We start from the raw sequence: 20,877 nt of genomic DNA, 5'->3' as shown, positions 1-20,877 counted from the left end.
AGTGAGCTTAAAAATGGGGGATTACCCCCTCCTCATCAAGCCCGCAGAAATGCGGGCTTTTTTGCATGTGTGCCAAGCGCATTGTGCGTAATTTATGCTTTTGACATGACAAGGGTTTGGTTAGGGTAAAAGATGGATATATTGCTTAATTGGGCGTTTTACCTACTTAAAATTACTTATTTCTTTCTTTTTTCTTGTTTTATTGTCTATTTTATTGATTTTAGTCTTTGTTTTTGTTTGTTTTAAATTGACCGTTTTATTGTAAATACTTACTATATGCTGTTAAAATATATCTAGTGAAGCAAAGATGAAATATCAAGTTGTCGGCGAATTGCTTACAAAGTACCGACAAATTTTTGCTGCAGCGTGGCAAATTCGCAAGCAGCAAGATCTACCACCCAGAAGCTCAGATGAGCTTGCCTTTTTACCCGCCGCCCTAGAGCTACAAGAAAATCCCCCTCACCCTGCCGCCCGCATCACCCTTTGGGCCTTGCTCGCTTTTATCTTGATTGCCCTGCTATGGGCCTGCCTTGGCAAGATTGATATTGTAGCTGTAGCACCCGGCAGGTTGATTGTGTCTGATCGCAGTAAAACCATTCAGCCTTTAGAGGCCGGGGTGGTGAAATCAATTCATGTGCAAGATGGGCAAACGGTGCAAGCAGGGCAATTGCTGATCGAGCTGGATGCCACCGTTTCTGGTGCAGAAAACACCAAGCAGCAAACCAATCTGCACGATGCAGAATTAAACGCCCTGCGCGCTAAAGCCTTGCTCGCCGCTTTAGATAGCGGGCAAGCGCCTGTGGTTAATAATGTGGCAGCGGGTAAGGAGCTGCAATCTCTGGAAGCCAGCCGCCTGGCGCTCAGCCAGTGGCAGGAATTACAAGCCAAGCTATCTACCCTGGATAGTGATACTTCACGCAAGCAGGCAGAGCGGGCAGGGGTGCAAGATCAGATCGCCAAGTTTGAGCAAACCTTACCAATTATTAAGCAGCGTGAAAAAGATTTTCAGGACTTGGCCCTGCAAAACTTTGTTTCCAAACACGGCGTACTGGAAAAGCAGCAGGCCAGAATAGAAACCGAGCAAGATTTAGCCAACCAGCGGCATAAAAAATCAGAGCTAGATGCCGCCATTCGCGGCAATGCCCAGCAAAGAATCGCCATTCAGGCAGAGTTTCGCCGCACCCAGCACGATCTGCTTACCCAAGCCAGCGAGCAAGCCCGCTCGTTTACCCAAGACGTGGTTAAAGCAGGCCAATTACAAAAACAAACCCGCCTAACCGCGCCCGTTGCCGGAATCGTGCAGCAACTGGCCGTACACACCGTAGGCGGCGTAGTCACCCCCGCGCAAGCCCTGCTGGTGATCGTGCCAAAAGATGAAGCCGTAGAGGCCGAAGTGGTACTGGAAAACAAAGACATCGGCTTTGTCAATGCCGGGCAGGCCGCCGCTATTAAAATTGAAACCTTTAATTACACCAAATACGGCCTAATTGAAGGATTAGTGAGAAACGTCTCTTTTGATGCCGTACCTGATGAAAAATTAGGATTGATTTATCAGGCCAGAATTAAATTACAAAAAAATAAAATGAATATCGACGGTAAATGGCTAAAGCTGGCACCGGGAATGGCGGTAACGGTAGAAATTAAAACGGGGCAGCGCAGAATTATTGAATATTTCTTATCGCCACTTATGGCTCATGTTTCAGAAAGTGCACGGGAACGCTAATTAAATAGAGGAAATAAAGAATAATGAAGAAAATAGGGCGTTTTACACTAGGGCTTGCACTGATATTTATTTTAACTGCTTGCGGCCCTAAGGTAGTGACTTGGCAGGAGGAAGCAAAGCAGGCCGATGGCAGCATGCTTTTACTCACACGCACGATCAGAATGGGCGGTGGGAGTGAAATTGGGCAAAGCGCGCCTGTGGCGGCTGAATCTATTCAATTTACCCATCCAAAGACAGGGAAAATTATTGTTTGGAATTCAATTAATGACCCGTATCTATTAGCAGATCCTTTGTTAATTCAATTGGAAGGTGATCGTGTTTTTGTTTTACTGACGCCTAGATCTTGTGGTTCATGGCTACGCTATGGGAAGCCAAGCCCTGCTTTTGTTTTGCAAGTGCAGCAAGAGGGGGGCGTTAAACATGAGGATACGGGTCATTTACCTGAAAAATATCGCTATATGAATTTAATATTTCACCCGAAAAATGAATTAAGGCTTGAACGTATTCAGCAACATAAGGGGTTGATTAATTGGAGTGAAGTTGATGGAATAAATAGAAGCCATCTGGATGGTGATAACCTTAAATTACTTAATGTAGATTATTCATATAACTTTGAAAATTGTGAGCGATAAAATGACAAACGAACAAATAGTTGAAATGGCTTTAATGGCTGGTAATGCATATTTCGAAACAAGGCATAATAATAATAAAATTCCTATCCCTAATGGTTGGGGGTTGATGGGTGAAAGGAAATTTAATGCAGCAAGCGGATTTGAAGCGGCTGTATTTAAAAAAGGCAATGAAATTGTGATTAGCTTTGCCGGGACAAATTCTGGGCATTTAGGCGAAGGGACTTCGCCAGACCAGAGTGCCGATTTAACATTGGGTGCTGGATTATTACACTCGCAGTTGCTGGAGTGCGTTGCACTTTATAAAGAAGTAAAGGCTCAATTTTATAAGGAGTCTGCTGATAAAAACATAAGACCCAATATTACGTTTACCGGGCATTCATTAGGGGGAGGCTTGGCGGCATTAATGGCCGTTTTTTTTGATCTTCCTGCAGTGACTTTTGATCCTGCACCATTTGCTTTGGCTGCAAATATGCAAAATAAAAAATCAATAGCCAGTTATATTGAAAAACTGGGTTATTTTCCCCCAGATATTGCCCTTGACCTTTTCGAAAGCTCAATTAAAAAATCAGGTATTGATGGATCTTGGCACAGTATTCGCGGTGAAAAAAATATTATTTCTTTTGCTACGCAAGGTGAAGTGCTGTCGAGTGCGGGTAAAGTAGGGGGTATTTTGGGGGCGAGGAGAATTGGGGCAATAACTCTAATTAACCATGGCGCACCTGATTTTACTAACCAAATCAATTTGCACTCGGTAGCATTGCTAGCGGCATTAAAAGAAAATGACCAGTTTAGGCAACAAACGTTTGCATTGCCTGATGTGATCCGGCTAATTTTTGATAATGATATGTTTAATTGGCCAACAGATGAATTGAATAAAAACTTCATGGAGATGCTGGTTCAACATCAGCTTGGTAGTAATAAAGATCATATGTTGGATCATTTTTCCGATGATTTAAAGCTTTTATCAGGTAATAAAGTATGGAGTCAAAGTGATAGCGGAAAGAAAGGAATTATTAAAATAATTTTAGAGAATTACTATAATCAGAAAGATAAAAATTTTGATCATTCGGCACTAAGCCAAGAAAGCGGTGGGATACGTATTGATTTAGACAAAATAGGCAGTGCCTCCGGTATTAAAAGTTTAAAGGGGTGGGCTGATATTAAGGAAAAAGTACTTCGTGATACAAAATCTGTATGGGACCCTAAAGGTGCTTATGCTTTTTATAGTGCACAGGATATGTTTGATTCAATACAGGTACTTACTATTGCTGGGAGTACAGATCGATTGGATTTTACTGGTAGTGATAAGGTGGATGTCATTGATGGTGCAGAAAGTAATGGGATCACGGCATATGGCGGTGCAGGCAATGATTTATTAATTGGATCAAAAAAAGGTAAGTCTAAGTTGTTTGGAGATGGTGGTGATGATGTGCTCATTGCTGGTGATGGTGGGGCGGAGTTAACGGGGGGCGCTGGTAGCGATAAATTATTTGGGGCAAATTATAAACCCGATGTTTTAGATGGCGGAGAAGAAAAAGATATTTATTACGCAGGGGCTGGCGATACGATTATTGAAACCGGCAAAGACAGTGAGATCTATCTCGGTGCCCAAAAAACACGCTTGGTAGGAGGGCTGCCGGTTCCTGGGGAAAAAGATGTGTGGCGTAGTGCTGATGGTGCATTTACATGGGTGCGCACTGCCCCGGATACATTTTTAGTGCATGGTGGGGCCGCAGGCACCATAACCATTAAAGATAGCTCGCAAATTGGTAAGGATGGGACCTTGAATGTTTTAGGGCTTACGTTAACTGCTGAGGAGGATGGCCCACCTCCGTCGCCTGGTTCTGGTGGCTCCCCCGGTGGTTCTGGTGGCTCCCCCGGTGGTTCTGGTGGTTTTACTGGTGCTCAGCGTTGGCAGCCGCGCCGTGATCCACTTACGCTTGATCTTGATCGAGATGGCTTGGAAACGGTAGGAACAAAGGACGGGGTACTGTTTGACCATGATGGTGACGGTTTAAAAACGCAATCGGGCTGGGTGAAACCCGATGATGGCTTCTTGGTGCGTGATTTAAATGGGAATAATGTCGTTGATAATGGCAGCGAATTATTCGGCGATGCTACGCACAAGCTTGACGGTAGTTTGGCAAAAAATGGTTTTGATGCACTGGCGGATTTGGATAGTAATAAAGATGGCAAGGTGGATATCAATGATGCCGCATTTGCTTCGCTCAGAGTGTGGCGCGATATCAATGGCAATGGTCTTACGGATAGTGGTGAGCTGCTTACGCTAGAGCAAGTGGGTATTGCTAGCTTTAACACCAAGGAAAAAAGCCATAGTTTGATATTGGAAAATGGGAATCGTCTGGCAGATCTGGGCAGCTACACACGCACGGATGGCCAAACTGCGGTATTGGGTGAGGTTGGCGATATGGCTGATATTGATTTAGCAGAAGACACGTTTCATCGTGAATTTACTGATCATCTTGCTATTTCTGATGAAATTAAAGCACTTCCTGAAATGACTGGATCGGGAAAGGTCCGTGATTTGAGAGAGGCGGCTAGTCAGTCTGATTTATTAAAATCATTGCTTTCACAATATAGCAGTACAAATACAGGTGAAGATCGCTTCACTCTGATCGATAAAATGCTTGCAGCTTGGGCTGATACCTCTGGAATGGCTAAATCATTAGAGGAAAGAGCGAAGAGTAGCTATTATTTTGATTATCAAGCATTTGGTGATATTAAAAAACCTGTGGGTTCTGTTGGCGCTCAAGATTCATTACGTTTTTCTGAAACAATTCAGTATTGGAATCAGAAGATGCATATTTTAGAGGCGTTTAATGGCCGCTATTTTATGACCTTTCCTAATGAAAGAAAAACTACTACTGATCCTGTTATACCAAGTGGAGCTGCATTATCTGGCGGTGGCGGTGGCGGTGGCGGTGGCGGTGGAAGTGGTGCGGCTAGCGTTCCACAAATCCCAACCTTAAGCGTTAATTATAGCCAAGAGCAAATAAATCTTTTGAATCAATCTTATTCTGATCTCAAAGATTCTGTTTATTCAGTACTGGCCCTTCAAACAAATTTAAAGCCTTATCTTGATCTCATTGCTATAAAAACTAACAGCGAGCTAGGCACTATTAACTTTGATTGTTCAGGAATATATAGTTTATTTGAGAAACAAATGAAGGAAAACCCCAAACAAGCCTTAATAAATTTGATCGAGATAAACAAATATGCATCAAAAACACTCATGTTTGTTGGATTTGATGGTTTTCCTTTGTTAGATTCTTATCTAAACAGTCCTGAATATAGCTCTGTAGTAGCGGAAGTAATTTCATTATCAGGAATACATAAAGTTGATGGGGTGTGGGAAGGCAGTAGTCGGTCAGATTTTGTTTTTGGCGGTAATGCGAGTGATCAGTTATCTGGTAAAGAGGGTGATGATTTTATAGTGGGTGGCGCTGGGAACGATGAATTATACGGTGGGGATGGGAACGACATTCTGGACGGTGGCAGTGGTGATGATTTACTAGATGGCGGTTCGGGTGCAGATATATATTTGTTTGGGAGAGGCTCAGGAAGTGATCATATTTATCAGAGTCGAAGTATTGATGAAGCAGCTATCGATTGCATACAACTGGCAGCGGGGGTTTCTGTTGCAGATGTAATGCTTAGCAGAAGAGGGAATAGTGGAGATGATTTAATTCTGCGTATTAAAGGCACAGATGATCAGTTGGTAGTAGGTGGTAATTTCTATCAAGAAGGTACTACCTATCAGGCAATGAAATATATTAAGTTTGCAGATGGCACAATTTGGGATCAGGCCGTAATTAAGGACAAGGTGCTTGAATCTACTATTGGTAATGATAAATTAATTGGTTTTAATACCGATGAGTATATCAATGGCGGCGAAGGCAATGATGAACTCTATGGGGGAGGTGGGAATGACACGTTTGATGGTGGACTTGGTGATGATAAAATTTTTGGAGGCGACGGTGGGAATACTTATTTATTTAATTTAGGTTCAGGGGCTGATTCTATTTGGAATAATAATGATGCTCCTGGTGTGGCTAACGATAGAGTTTTGTTTGGGGCAGGGATTACGCCTGAAAATATTACGTTAACTCGTTGGGAAAATGATTTAGAAATCAAAGTTAATGGTACAAGTGATCGTTTGGATGTTCGTTATTTTCTGGATAACGATGGTTATAGCAAATATGCGGTGGATGTACTTGAGTTTGCTGATGGCACAATATGGGGTGTGGAGGATATTAAAAGTAAGTTACTTGAAGGGACTGAAGGAAATGATTCATTAATTGGCTATAAGTCTGACGATGTTATTAATGCAGGTGGCGGAAATGATAAAGTTGGTGGTGGACAAGGCGATGATATTTTAAATGGAGGAGAGGGTAATGATCGGTTGGGTGGTTTTTGGGGGGATGATGTTTTAAATGGCGGAAATGGTGATGATGAATTATATGGCGAGGATGGTAATGATATTTTAGATGGCGGAAGTGGTAATGATAAATTAGATGGTGGAATTGGTAATGATGTATATGTTTTTTCCAGAGATGCGGGTAATGATTTAATTACTTATTGGCAAGATGGAGATTCTATTAAAGTTGATTCTAATATAACGATGAATGATATGGAGCTAAGAAATGATAATGGCGATTTGGTTTTAAAAGTAAAAAATTCGAATAGCAGTTTGAGAATTAGAAATTATTTTATTGAGAAAATTGATCAATATGCTATGTCTGCGCCACCTAAGGAGGGGGCTAACTACCTGAATGCAAAGCAAATCTGCTTTGCTGATGGCACATCATGGGATCTTGATGCTATCAAAGCTCAGGCATTGATCCCAAGTGATGGCGATGATGCTTTTTATGCTTTCTTTAAAGGCTCTACGATTTTTGGTCAAGGCGGCAATGACACGTTTTATGGGCGATCTGGTAATGATACTTTTGATGGTGGAGCGGGGGCAGATCGACTATTAGGCGGGGCTGGGGATGATTACCTATTAGGGGGGGGGGGTGATGATGATCTGGATGGTGGAGAGGGGAGAGATATTTTAAATGGCGGGGCAGGTAATGATCGGCTTAATGGTGGAGTAGGCGAAGACACATACTTGTTTGGCAGAGGGTCTGGCCAAGATGTTATTGGCGATAGAGATAAAGACAACAATCATTTTGAGCACGATATCATCCAATTAGGTGAAGGCATTTCCACCAGTGATCTTGTGTTAACGCACACTGAATCGTCTCTTACTCTTGAGATAAAAGGGACGACTGATCGACTGACAGTTTGGAATGATTTTCATAGTGATGTTCCTGCTGATAAGCATTTTGTGGAGCAAATTAGGTTTGCTGATGGCTTACTTTGGGATTATGCGGACATTAAAAACAAGACACTGCTTTCAACGGATGGGGATGATGTGTTGCTTGGGTATGCTGGCAAGGATTTGATTAGTGGGGGCGCAGGCAATGATACCCTTATTGGTGATCTGGGCGACGATATACTTGAAGGTGGAATAGGTAATGACACCCTTCGTGGTGGCTTGGGGGATGATGTGCTTGATGGTGGTAAAGGTAATGATATTCTTGATGGCGGAGAAGGTATTAATTCGTATTTATTTGGCCGTGGTTATGGGGTAGATACCATTGTTCAAAACTTTTTAAGCCCAGTAGATGATGGTTCGATTGTGTTGGGGGAAGGAATTACGCCCGCTGATATAACGTTGGTTAGTAATGGTTCTTCCTTGTTCGTGTCAATTAATGGTACTGCTGATCAATTGATAATAGAAAACTTCACTCATGGTGGTGGATTTTATTCAGGAATAATGTTTGTTAAGTTTCAGAATGGCACTGTTTGGAATAGAGATGCTATTTTTAATCTATTGGCTGAAGGCACATCTGGAGATGATAATTTATATGGTCGTTCATCGAGTAGTCATTTAATTGGCCATGGCGGTAATGACATTATTACTGGCTTTGGAGGGGATGATATTCTAGAGGGTGGAGAAGGAGCTGATAGCCTTGATGGTGGCGCGGGAAATGATCTGCTTGAGGGGGGATTGGGGGATGATACGCTCAAGGGGGGGGCTGGTAACGATACGCTTAGTGGTGGCGCAGGAGACGATGATTTAAGTGGTGGTGATGGGAGTGATGTCTATTTATTTGGCAGAGGGTCAGGTCATGACTCTACTTCGTATATCCATTACAATTATGATTATTCATATAAAAATAATCCGCTTGCCAATAATTCCGATTCTGTTTTATTTGAGACTGGAATTACGCCAGAAGATATATTGTTGCGCCGTTCTGATGAAGATTTGATTGTAAAAATAGCTAATTCAAATGATGAGCTGACAGTTAAAAACTATTTCAGTAAACGAAATGTATCATCTAGTGATAATTATAAATTAGAATATTTAAAGTATTTAAGATTTTCAGATAATACAATTTGGGATATTGATACAGTAAGGTCGAAAGTAATTGTTCCAACTGATGGTGATGATTATTTGTTGGGGTACGAAGGTAATGATATTATTAATGGTGGAAATGGAAATGATTCTATTAGAACATTTAGCGGGGATGATATTTTAGGTGGTGGTCGTGGAGATGATGTTTTAGACGGTGGCCGTGGTAGTGATGCTTATTTGTTTAACCTTGGTGATGGGAAAGATATTATTGTTTCATGGGATATGGACGAAGGGAAAATCGATGAAATCCGTATGGGGGTTGGCATACTTGCCAGTGAAATCACTCTAAGCAGTGATGGCGATGATCTTATTTTATCCATTAATGGAACGTCTGATAGCTTGCGGATTAAGGGGTACATTAATTCAAGTTATTCACCCGCACGTTATCCAATTGATCAGATAAAATTTGCGGATGGTCTGGTTTGGGATTCTGCAACAGTAATTAAATTATATAAGGAAGAAAGAACGCGCATTCTGCTGGGTTGTGACGAGCTGATTGAAGGGAATGAGGAAATTAATAAATTAATTGGCACTGAGTCCAATGAATTAATGCGTGGTTTTGCTGGTAATGATCAATTATTTGCTTCTGCAGGTAATGACATACTGCAAGGCGGGGAAGGTGATGATTATCTGGATGGTGGCGCAGGTAACGATAAATTAGAAGGGGGTGTTGGTAAAGATCAGCTCAGTGGCGGTGAAGGCGATGATTTATTGCTGGCAGGTGCTGGCGATGATAAATACGTCTTTACCGGCAACTGGGGAAATGACGTTCTTGATAACACCGGTGGCGGCTCTGATTGGTTGTTCTTTTCTGAATTAGAGCGCAGCCAATTGAGCTTTAAGCAAGATGGTAAAGATCTGTTGATTGGCGTGATGGGGGATGCCAGCCGCAGTGTGCGGTTATTGAATCACTTTAATGGTGGTGATGCGGCCATTGCTTATATACAGCCTAAGTCTGGTTACGCTTTGTCTGCTGTGGATATTGCCAAGCTCTTGGGCAGCGGCGGTAGTACTAATACTCTGAATGGCACTAGCGGCAATGACAATTTATCTGGCACTGCTCAAGTTGATTTAATCACTGGTGCTGCGGGTAATGATTCTTTGTTTGGCCAGGCAGGCAATGACACGCTGCGCGGCGATGAAGGCGATGATTATCTGGATGGTGGCCTTGGCAATGACCGGCTTGAAGGTGGCGCAGGTAAGGATCAACTGGCTGGTGGTGAAGGGGATGATCGCTTAATTGCAGGTGCTGGCGATGATAAATACGTCTTTACCGGTAATTGGGGTAACGATGTGATTGACAACACCGGCGGCGGTGCAGACTGGTTGTTCTTCTCAGAGCTGGACCATAGCCAACTGAGCTTTAAGCAAGATGGTAAAGATTTATTGATTGGCGTAGTGGGCGATGCTGGCCGTAGTGTGCGGGTGCTGAATCACTTTAATGGAGGTGATGCGGCGATTGCGTATCTGCAGCCTAAATCGGGGAATGCTTTATCGGCGGCAGATATTGCTAAGCTCTTACCAAGTACCGGTGGTAATAACGGTGGAAGTGGTAATGCAAATCCGGCTGATTTTGATCAGGTCGTTGATGGCGATGCTGCTAATAATCAGCTTCAGGGTGATTCCGGCAAAGACTTAATCCGAGGAATGGCAGGTAATGATCAGCTATTTGGCGGCGAGGGGAATGATCGCTTAGAGGGGGGTGATGGTGATGATTACCTTTCTGGTGGTTTTGGTAGTGGCAATAGTGGCGATGATCTATTGATGGGCGGTGCTGGCAACGATACCCTGAATGGCGAGGATGGTAATGATCGCCTAGAAGGCGGTACAGGCAACGATAGTTACGTTTTCGATGGCACTTCACAAGATGTAATTGATAACACGGGCGGGGGGAACGATGGTATTTTCCTTGCCGATGGGATTGGCGCAGACAGAATAAGCTTTAGCCGTGATGGTGATGATTTATTGCTGATGGTGGATAAGAGCGCAGCAAATTCTGTGCGTGTGCTTAAGCATTTCCTTGGCGGTGATATGGCGATCAGCTATGTGCAGCCTAGCGGTGGCAATATGATTTCTGCACAGAAAATTGCTCAGATGATTGGTGCGCAATCCATCCCAGGTGGGTATGAGGCGCTGGTTGATGGGGATGCGGGCAATAATAAGTTGTCCGGTACAGCCGCGAAGGATCTGTTGCGTGGTTTTGCTGGCAATGATCAGTTGTTCGGTGGTTTAGGAAATGATCGTTTAGAAGGCGGCGATGGCGATGATTACTTGGCTGGTGGCTACGGTAATGTGGTCAATACGGGTGATGACTTGCTGATGGGAGGGGCGGGCAACGACACCTTAAGTGGTGAGGATGGTAATGATCGGCTTGAAGGTGGTATTGGCGATGATAAATACACTTTTGATGGCAAATCGCAGGATGTAATTGATAACACCGGCGGTGGTTTCGATGGGGTGTTCTTTAGCGGCACGGTCACTAAAGATCAGTTGGGCTTCTCGCGCTCAGGCGATGATTTATTGATTACCGTAGGCGGCAATGCCCAGCAAAGTGTGCGTGTGCTGAACCATTTCCTTGGTGGTGATTGGGCAATTGATTATGTGCAGCCTAGTGGTGGCGTACCGTATTTAACCACGGTAGCCATTAATGCCGCTGTTGCCGCTGCTGGCCTGAAATTAGTTGGGACTGGAGGTAACGATACTTTAGTGGGCGATGTGGGCAAGGACACCTTAACAGGGCTGGCCGGTGATGATGTGCTGAATGGTGGTGCTGCCGCAGATACCCTTGTGGGTGGCACGGGCAACGATACTTACATCGTTGATAATGCGGGCGATGTGGTGACCGAGCTGGCAGGCGAGGGAACGGACACGGTGCAAAGCAGCCTGAGCTGGGTTCTTGGCAGCAATCTGGAAAACCTCACTCTAATCGGCACTACCGCACTAAATGGCACGGGTAATGAGTTGGCGAATGTATTGATTGGCAATGCTGCCGCCAATACGCTCACTGGCGCAGCAGGCAACGACACGCTAGATGGTGGCGCGGGAGCCGATAAGCTGCTGGGTGGGCTGGGTGATGATCGCTATGTGGTGGATGTCAGTGGTGATGTCATTACAGAAAATGCCAATGAAGGCAATGACACGGTGCAAGCATCGTTGGCATGGACGCTTGGTACTAATCTGGAAAACCTTACGCTTACAGGCTCTGCTGCAATCAACGGCACAGGTAATGCACTGAATAACGTCTTAATGGGCAATGCAGGCGCAAATACGCTGACCGGTGCAGAAGGTAATGACAGCTTAAGTGGTGCTGCGGGTGTTGATGCCTTGATTGGTGGTGCAGGCAACGATACTTATATGCTTGCCCGTGGCGATGGTAGCGATACGGTTACCGAGAATGATGCTACGGCTAAAAATACCGATGTTGCACAGTTTCAGGCGGGTATTGCCAGCAATCAGCTTTGGTTCCGTAAGGTGAGCAATAATCTGGAAGTCAGCGTCATTGGCACTGGCGATAAGCTGACGATGCAAAACTGGTACTCAGGAAATGCTTACCATGTGGAGCAATTTAAAACGTCGGATGGCAAGGTGCTGCTGGATACACAGGTCAACGCCTTGGTTTCAGCCATGGCGGCCTTTAACCCACCTGCCGCAGGCCAGATGACTCTCAATCAGCAGCAACAGGATGCCCTGCAGCCTGTGCTGGCGGCCAACTGGCATTAATGTCTTGATGTAATCAAAAGGCCCAGCCTCGCAAGGGGTTGGGTTTCTTATTTTTTTCTGAAGTAGAAAAGCAATGAAACTCCTAGACTCACCTGAATCTTCTGCGGATGCACCTGCTTTTGATTCTGCTTTAGCGTGCCTGATTATGCTGGCGCGTTTTCATCAAGTGGCGATTGAGCCTGAACAAATTAAGCATCAGTTTGCGGGTGAATCAGGCCTGTTAAGTGAATCCGATGTATTGCGAGCGGCCAAACAGTCCGGATTAAAAGCTAAGGCGGTTGATACCCATTTTGATCGCTTGGATCGCACCCCTTTGCCTGCAATGGCGCAACGCTTGGATGGTAGTTGGGTGATTTTGGCTAAGGTCGATGCCAATAGCGATCCTGCCGTGTTATTCCATGATCCACAAAGTGGTCGGCCCGAGTCTTGCTCTAAAGAAGAGTGGCAGGCTTTATGGTCTGGTCGACTGATTTTGTTTACTTCCCGTGCCAGCTTGGCAGGCGATTTGGCTCGGTTTGATTTTTCATGGTTTATCCCTGCCGTAGTGAAATATCGAAAATTGCTTGGCGAAGTGCTGCTGGTGTCGTTTTTTCTACAGCTTTTGGCTTTGGCTACCCCGTTGTTTTTTCAGGTGGTGATGGATAAGGTGCTGGTGCACCATGGAGTTACCACGCTGGACGTCATTGCCATCGGCCTATTGGTGATTTCCTTATTTGAAGTGGGGATGACCGGGCTGCGTACCTATGTATTTAGCCACACCACCAATCGGATTGATGTGGAGCTGGGCGCTAAGCTGTTTCGCCATTTGCTGGCCTTGCCTTTGGCTTACTTTCAGGCCCGGCGGGTAGGGGATTCGGTGGCGCGGGTACGCGAGCTAGAAAACATTCGCAACTTTCTGACTGGCCAAGCGCTGACTTCGGTGTTGGATCTGTTTTTCTCAGTGGTGTTTCTGGCGGTGATGGCTTACTACAGCTGGTGGCTCACCTTAATTGTGCTGGTGTCTTTGCCCTGCTATATCGGTCTATCGGTATTGATTACCCCGGTATTAAAAGCCCGCTTAGATGAGAAATTTGCCCGTGGCGCGGAAAATCAATCCTTCCTCGTAGAAATGGTGAGCGGGATTGAAACGGTTAAATCGATGGCGGTAGAGCCGCAAGTGACTCGCCGCTGGGATCAGCAGCTGGCGGCTTATGTAGCTGCAGGTTTTAAAGTTGCCAATCTGGCGAATATCGGTAGCCAGGGGGTCAACCTTATTCAAAAAATCGTCACCGTAGCTACGATGTGGATGGGGGCGAAGCTGGTGATTGAAGGGAAATTGACAGTGGGGCAGCTGATTGCTTTCAATATGCTGGCAGGTCGAGTGGCCAGCCCCGTGATGCGTTTGGCGCAGCTGTGGCAGGATTTTCAGCAGGTGGGCATCTCGATGCAGCGCTTGGGAGATATCTTAAATACCCGCAGCGAAATTAATCAGAGTAGAGCGCAATTGCCTGCCATTATTGGTCAGATTGAATTTGATCAAGTGCATTTTCGTTACCGTGCAGATGGGCCGGAAATCTTGCGTGGCATTAATTTAAGTATTAAAGCCGGTGAAGTCATTGGCATTGTTGGGCGTTCGGGCTCTGGCAAAAGCACGCTAACTAAGCTCTTGCAAAGGCTATATGTGCCAGAACGTGGCCGAGTGCTGATTGATGGTATTGATTTAGGCCTGGCCGATCCGGCATGGCTACGCCGCCAGATTGGCGTGGTCTTACAAGAGAATCTGCTGTTTAACCGCAGCATTCGTGACAATATCGCCTTGGTTGATCCGGGCATGGGCATGGATAGAGTGATTCATGCCGCCAAGCTGGCCGGAGCACACGATTTTATCGTCGAGCTGCCTGAAGGCTACGACACCGTAGTTGGAGAGCATGGCAGTGGCTTATCTGGCGGGCAAAAACAACGTGTTGCCATTGCTCGTGCCTTAGTCAGCAATCCACGGATATTGATTTTTGATGAAGCCACCAGTGCGCTGGATTATGAATCAGAGCGGATTATCCAGAACAATATGAAAGCCATTTGCCAAGGGCGCACGGTGCTGATTATTGCTCATCGTTTATCGTCGGTTAGGGATGCGCATCGGATTGTGGCGATGGATAGGGGGCAGATTGTAGAGGAGGGGCCGCATAGCGAGCTAGTGCAAAAGCCGGATGGCTATTACGCACGTTTACATGCGATGCAGGCAGGGTAATTACTTTCGGTTTGAAGGTAGTGTTTTTTAATCAGAATGATGGGGTAATTAGGCAATCCTCTCAACTTAAGCAAAACCAACGGGAAATGGTGCTATGGCTGGCTTGCGATGATTTTGCAAGTATTGCTGAAGTACAAGAAACCGCAACACAATGGCTTTGGATTTACAATAATGAGCGCCCGCATATGGGATTAGGCGGCATTACCGCAAAACAGAAATTGGCATTACATGCCTAGTCTCTATTTTTAAGTGAGCTTAAAAATGGGGGATTACCTATGAGCGCCCCCGGCCATTATGGCGGGGGCGTCTGTTCAATGCTTGCTGAGCTTCGCGAAAATGTCACGGTGGGTGGCTTCGAAAGGCTTATGTTCCGTATGGGCAAGGTCGCTTTTTCAGCCGCAACACTTGCTCTAGCTCTTGTTCGCGAGACTTTGAACAAGGCTCACCGCCCACATGGGCGGCGAGCCTGCTGGCAGCGCTGTTAGCGCTTGGTGACGTAGTTAGGTAGCGGGCTGATCTTTTTCTCGTAGTCCGGCACATTGAGTTGTGAGCCGTTATTGCCCCGGATCATCGATGGAATCGCCACCGCATGCACCGCCATATCCCAACCCAAGATGGTTTCATCCGGATCGCCGGGATCTTGTGGTCCGGTGATCGATTCATATCCCAAGGTATCGGCAAGCGTAATATTTCGGCCGAGCAAGCGACCAATTTCCCTGAGCGCTGCGGCTTCGTCGCTCAGTGCTTGGTTGGTGCGGAACAACTGAGAGAGGGCGGTTCTGGGTACATAGACGCGCATCATGGTGCCCGTTGCGCCGCTATCGTTATCCAGGGCGTAGCCGTAGGCGACTTCTGGGTTACCGGCGATGTAGAGGCCGCGCCAGATTGGCTGTAGCTCCTGAGACCGGCGAGTGATGCCGCCGGTTACGATACTTCTGGCGGCAGCGATCGAACCACCGTGATAGCCCGCGAAGACATAGCCCAGATCTAACAGTCGCTGATGGGTGGACAGCAGGCGCTCTTGGTTCCAGTTGCGGGTAGTGCCATTGGCGAGGAATTCTACTGGCTCGCCTGGTGCAAAATAGTCTGCGCCGGGGTGGTACTCGCGGTTGACGTGTGCGCCGGTGGCATCGGGCGCGTTGCAAGGCGCGCTGTCGGCTGGGCAAGTTAAGGACAGCACGTCTGCTCTTTGTGCGTCATCGGCGCTGGTGCCCGGATGGTTGGCGCGGTAGGCGTTCAAGCGGGTTTGCGCCTCGGCTAGCCCTTCGCGGGCCAGTTCTGGCGTTTCACGCACTACGGTTCCCAACTGATCCAGTGCGTCTTGGTTTTCAGCACCGCTGACTGGGCGGGAGTGGATCAAATCCTCGACCACCTGGCGGAAACGGTCGAAAGACAGCCTGGTGGCGATGTATAGGCCGACGATGTTTTCTACCCGGAAGCCGCAGGCAGATAGCTCTTCCCAGCCCCTAGGTTGACGAGTGCGGGCTAGCGATTCCAGCGGGATGCCGCAGACGCGGTGCGCGGATAGCGCGCCCAGCGCGTTTTTCTTGCTGAAGTGCACCCGGTGCTGGATCGGTGCTTTAGCTATCGGTTTGAATTCATTGATCTGGGGCTTGCCGGCCACCACTTTGTATAGCGAGCCTTCCCAGGTGTTTTTCAGCTGACAGCGGTTTTGGGTGACGTAGTTGTAGATGGCATCCAGCGGGTCTAGCCAGCACAGCACGATGCCGCTATGCCATTCGCTCCAGCGCTTTTGCCGGTTGTGCTGCGCCGGTGCGGCGGTATAGCCCACGCCCGGCCAAGACAGGATGATATCGTTCATGGCATTGGTGGAGCTGAACGCCAGCTTAGCCTTGGCTGGCCAGCGCGCCAAGTCGGCATCGTTCAAGTCCACGCTGTATAGCGGTGAGTGATCGACAATCTTTTTATTGCTGTCGATGTCCATGATAAATAGCTTGATGCTGGTGGGCGCGTCTTTGCCAACCGGCACAGCCCAATTCAGGGTGAACCATTCGGTGCGGCGTTTATGAGTAAATTTTTTGACCTGGCCATCGGACATGGCCAATTCGATGATTAAACTGCCCGGCGCGGAGCCAGTATCGTAACCATTGTTGATCCGAATCTTGGCGAAGTTGTCAATTTTGATGGTGGCGCTATTATTGGCGGCGGAGGCGAAACGGTCTTGCACAAACATCGAATAATATAAAACCCCCTCTTCCGGTGATGGGGTGATTTGCACCGGCAGCGAGGTGTTGATGAACTTGCCGGGTTCGGGCGGGGAGAGTACGCAGCTGTCGGCGCATTGCTTGAATATTTCGAAATCGGTCTTAATGCTGGAGCTTGCGGGCTGTTTGAAACCAGCGGCAGCCACTGCATTAGGTGGACGGGCCTCCTCGGTTGCAGATGGTCGGGCCTCCTCGGTTACGCATCCGGATAATAATGAAATGAGTCCCGCAGCAATGGCAAACTCTTTATAAAGTCTCATCATATAGTGCTCCTTGCGATTGAATGAAAATGAGGTGGCCTGACAATCAGCTGTCTACCAGACCGGGGGCAGTAGGGGGTGGGCTTGGTTCGGTAGTCCCCCTGCATAACTCTTTTAAGATGTTCGGCTAGCTGCTGTTTTACGATGTTGACGATCGATAAATCCTGCAGCACCCGCGAAGTTTGGCGGTATCTAAAGTGCAAAAAGGGGCTCTACCGTTATGCATCGCGGCAATAGCTGTTTGCTTCATGTAGCGCCGTCAGCCTGGCTGAAGAGAGATGAGTTGCTGATCTTGATTTGAAAGCAGTGGCGAATGAAGTGCGCAGATCAAATGTCATAAAAACCAATGGCTTACATTTGTAACAATATGTTACATGAAGCTTTGTGTTTCTCGCACTAGGTTTTCAGTGCTTGTATGGTGTGATTATGCACAAAAAAAGTATTTGTAAGGTAAGTGCCGTACAGGAAATCATTAATACAGCGTCTGGCAAATAGTGAAGCCGTGTATGACGGCTTAGTTTTATCAACCCGCGCTGATTACCCCTTGTTATGTCGAAACTATATTGGCGGGTTACCCCTTCGGCTAACCCGCCCTTCATCGTCGGTGTGTTTGGGTTAGCCCTTTATTTACAACGTTTTGCTGGCAATGCATCGACATTTATTCGCATGTGGGGCGAAAACTTAAGAGTGCTTTTAGGGGGAGGTCTTTCGTTTGATATGAAGCAATCAACTTAACTTGCTTTGCAAATATTTGTAGGTTTTTTCTGAGTGAAATGTAAGGTATGACCTCTTTGCCATGAGCTGGTTTTTTTGCGTGTGGTGTTGGCTGGCATAAGTTATCGGCAGAAACTTGTAGTTAGTCAGTGTTTAGTAATTAAGCATAATAAAATGTTTGGTATGGTATTGGCATTCGTGTAGGCTGCGTAAGCATTAGAAAACTCTTAATTTATAGCGATGTTGTGGTCTGAACTAGGGTGGCATAGCACGTTTTTTACCAAGCAATTCTCTTGAGATAGTTAATGAATAACGATCGTTTGCAGCAATATGGTGTGGGCTTGGCTGGTTTAAGTTTGAGCTTGATTTTAAGCGCGTGCGGAGGTGGCGGAGGGGATGCCGAGCCTGCCAGCGTAACGCCAACTGCGCCTCCATCTGTCATTGTTCCTACTCTAACGCCAACGTCTGTGCCCGCATCTGGCCCTGCTTTGCCGGGGGCTTTATTAATTAGTGAAGTTTCAAGTAATTATTTAGACCAAACAGGAGCATGGCTGGAAATTTACAATAGCAGCGCTCAGGATTTGTTATTAAATGGCGTCAGCTTGCGAACAGCAGGGTCTGGATGGCGAGGCGCGCCAGAATCATTTCTCTTGCCTGCAAATACATGGGTCAAGGCGGGCGGTTATTTGCTGGTGGCAGCAAAGATGGCTCAGAAAAGACAAAATACCGATCAGATTGTGTATGTTAGTGATTTCCAAAGCACGCCGTATTGGGATGAAAATGGCGCAGTTGAGCTGGTTAAGGATGGCGTAACGCTTGATTTTGTCCGCTTTGGTAATAGCACGGCTATGCCGGTTTCTGCGGGTGCATGGCTTGGTAGTAATGTGGGGGCGATGCCTGTGACTTATGGCCAATCCTTGGTGCGTTTGGGTGATATGAAGGTCAATTCGCGCAGTAAGCACGATTGGACTTTGGTTCCTTTTGCTACGCCCGGTGGGCTTAATGATGTTGCGGCGGCAGCAGTAGATCGAGATCTCGATGGTATTCCCGATAGCGCAGAAGTGCCAGGTGGTACATTTGCGGGGATTGATTATTATGCAATGGGTGCAAGAGTAGGCCAACCTGATATTTTTATTCAAATTGATCATATGAAGTCTAATGATTTGGGGATTACTCCTGCTAAAGAAGCCATGCAAAAAGTAGTAGATGCATTTAAAGTGCGCAATATTGCCGTGCATTTTGATTCAGGCGCTTTATATAGTAATGAATTTAGCCCAGCCAAATTTAATTTGGGCGGTAGCCGTGTGAGTAAACATAATGAAGTGGCTTATCATCAGTGCCTTGGTATGAGTGAAAAATTTAATTGTGCTTCTATCTATGACTATAAAGATCAGAGTATGGATATTCGCCGTAAGCAGGTATTTCACTATCTGATGATGGCTAATTCACAGAAGGAAGATGGCACGGTAGGCTCGTCTGGATATGCAGAGCTTATTGGCAACGATATTATCGTAACCCTAGGTGATTGGGGTTTAAATACTTCAAGTACGAATGAAATCAATAAATTAATTAATTTTCAAGCCGCAACAATAATGCACGAGCTAGGACATAACTTAGGGTTGGATCATGGCGGGAATGAGGGGGCTAATAATAAGCCTAATTATTACAGTGTAATGAATTATCTTTACCAATTAACGGGCTTGGGTAGCAGTGCTCAATCGGCTTCTGCAATTGATCGTTATTTCTTTGCCAAGCAGGCTAATGGCTTGGGCTGGAATTCCTTGTGTAAATTAGATGCAGGTCCGTGCAGCCGGGATTTTAGAATAGATTATTCGGATGGGTCCGGTAGCAGGCTGGATGAAAATAATCTTAGCGAATCAGCCATGATAGGCAGAGGCTCGTTTGGGGCTTATGCGGATTGGAATCTGGATCAGCAATTTAATCGCTCAAGTTATGCTTTAGATTTGAATGATGATAGCAATAAAGCGTATTTGCACGACTACAATGACTGGGGCAATCTTACTTTGGCCTTTGCGCGTGTTGCCAGTGGTAATAGCGGGGCGTCGATGAAACGGAGTGCAAGCGTGGCTGCAATTAATCCTATCTTGAATGATAAACAGCGCTGGTCGGTAGAAACAGCGCCTTCTGCAAGCTTTATGGCGGCGGTGCGTCGTGCGCACTAAGTGGCTGCTTCTGGTGCTTGCTCTGAGTAGCTTTGCTCAGGCTGCTGAGCTGCGCATTAGTGGCGCCAGCATGATGAAGCCGCTTGAGGGCGCGGTGCAATCGGCAAGGCTGGAAGCGGGCGCAGCGCACTTTGTGCTGGCGGATGGCGAGGCGGTGGTGTCTCCTTGGCCGCTGGCTTGGCGTGCCTTGCACAAAGGTACGCTGCTGGCAGCAGAGCGCGCGCCACACCCCGCTGGGCCGGTGAGCCGCTTGCGATTGCTTGCGGGTGATCAGCCTTTCTTGGAGTTGATTGCGGGAGGCTACGCAGGGACGACGGTGCAGGATGGCTGGCGGCTGGGTTTTAAAGACGGCAAGGCGCTTCTCATACAAGGAGATGAAAGCCAGCCATTTTTGCGCAAAATGCGAATGAAAGATCAGGCAGGGGCGCGTTGGTGTTTGCGCCTACTTGCAACGCATGATGTGCCAAAAGTGGCTTCTGGCATGGCACAAGAAGCGCAAATCAAGGCAGATTGGCTGCGTTATTTGCCACGTAAGGGGCGATGTGAGTGAGTTGATGGTTGAGCTTACCGCATTGCATCATTCGTAGGGCGGGTGCAACCCGCCAGATTTTGGCATGAAATTACGAAACCGGCGGGTTTCACCCGCCCTACGAAAAAAATGCATGCCATTGGCTTGATGCTTATGGGGCAAAATAAAACGTTTTGCCCA

General features: G+C 46.7%; 8 protein-coding genes. 7 read left to right on the top strand and 1 reads right to left on the bottom strand.

What is annotated here, in order from left to right; genetic code table 11:
- Positions 1-307: 307 nt before the first annotated feature.
- The 5 genes from ACFQNF_RS06525 (at position 308) to ACFQNF_RS06505 (ending at position 15,022) form a co-directional block, all read left to right on the top strand.
- A complete protein-coding gene (locus ACFQNF_RS06525; protein ID WP_380187067.1) occupies positions 308-1,723 on the top strand; it encodes an HlyD family type I secretion periplasmic adaptor subunit in 1,416 nt (471 codons plus the stop codon).
- Between the two features lie 23 nt (positions 1,724-1,746).
- The gene (locus ACFQNF_RS06520; RefSeq protein ID WP_380187065.1) at positions 1,747-2,355 is read left to right on the top strand and encodes a hypothetical protein; all 609 of its coding nucleotides are present in this window, start codon (positions 1,747-1,749) and stop codon (positions 2,353-2,355) included.
- A gap of 1 nt (position 2,356) precedes the next feature.
- Complete coding sequence (locus tag ACFQNF_RS06515) at positions 2,357-12,559, top strand: calcium-binding protein (RefSeq protein WP_380187064.1); 10,203 nt, start codon at positions 2,357-2,359, stop codon at positions 12,557-12,559.
- A gap of 73 nt (positions 12,560-12,632) precedes the next feature.
- On the top strand, positions 12,633-14,786 hold the full coding sequence (locus ACFQNF_RS06510) for a type I secretion system permease/ATPase (protein WP_380187062.1): 2,154 nt from the start codon (positions 12,633-12,635) through the stop codon (positions 14,784-14,786).
- 20 nt (positions 14,787-14,806) lie between these two features.
- Positions 14,807-15,022 carry an integrase core domain-containing protein gene (locus tag ACFQNF_RS06505; RefSeq protein ID WP_380187061.1) on the top strand — a complete coding sequence of 72 codons (216 nt, stop codon included), beginning with the start codon at positions 14,807-14,809 and terminating at the stop codon, positions 15,020-15,022.
- A 245-nt stretch (positions 15,023-15,267) separates the two neighbouring features.
- Here the strand turns inward: ACFQNF_RS06505 and ACFQNF_RS06500 are convergent, their stop codons facing one another.
- Positions 15,268-17,274: an exotoxin A binding domain-containing protein gene (locus ACFQNF_RS06500; RefSeq protein ID WP_380187060.1), complete on the bottom strand. Its 2,007-nt coding sequence runs from the start codon at positions 17,272-17,274 to the stop codon at positions 15,268-15,270.
- Between the two features lie 1,016 nt (positions 17,275-18,290).
- On the opposite strand from ACFQNF_RS06500, the gene ACFQNF_RS06495 reads away from it, so the two are divergent.
- Together ACFQNF_RS06495 and ACFQNF_RS06490 are read left to right on the top strand one after the other, a co-directional pair.
- Positions 18,291-20,168 carry a hypothetical protein gene (locus tag ACFQNF_RS06495; protein ID WP_380187059.1) on the top strand — a complete coding sequence of 626 codons (1,878 nt, stop codon included), beginning with the start codon at positions 18,291-18,293 and terminating at the stop codon, positions 20,166-20,168.
- Positions 20,158-20,718, top strand: coding sequence for a hypothetical protein (locus tag ACFQNF_RS06490; protein ID WP_380187058.1), 561 nt, complete (start codon positions 20,158-20,160; stop codon positions 20,716-20,718). The genes ACFQNF_RS06495 and ACFQNF_RS06490 overlap by 11 nt, the downstream gene beginning before the upstream one ends.
- Positions 20,719-20,877 lie beyond the last annotated feature (159 nt).

Source organism: Iodobacter arcticus (assembly GCF_042664895.1).
In the GTDB taxonomy this organism is placed as follows: domain Bacteria; phylum Pseudomonadota; class Gammaproteobacteria; order Burkholderiales; family Chitinibacteraceae; genus Iodobacter; species Iodobacter arcticus.
This window is presented reverse-complemented; position numbering and strand designations above follow the sequence as displayed.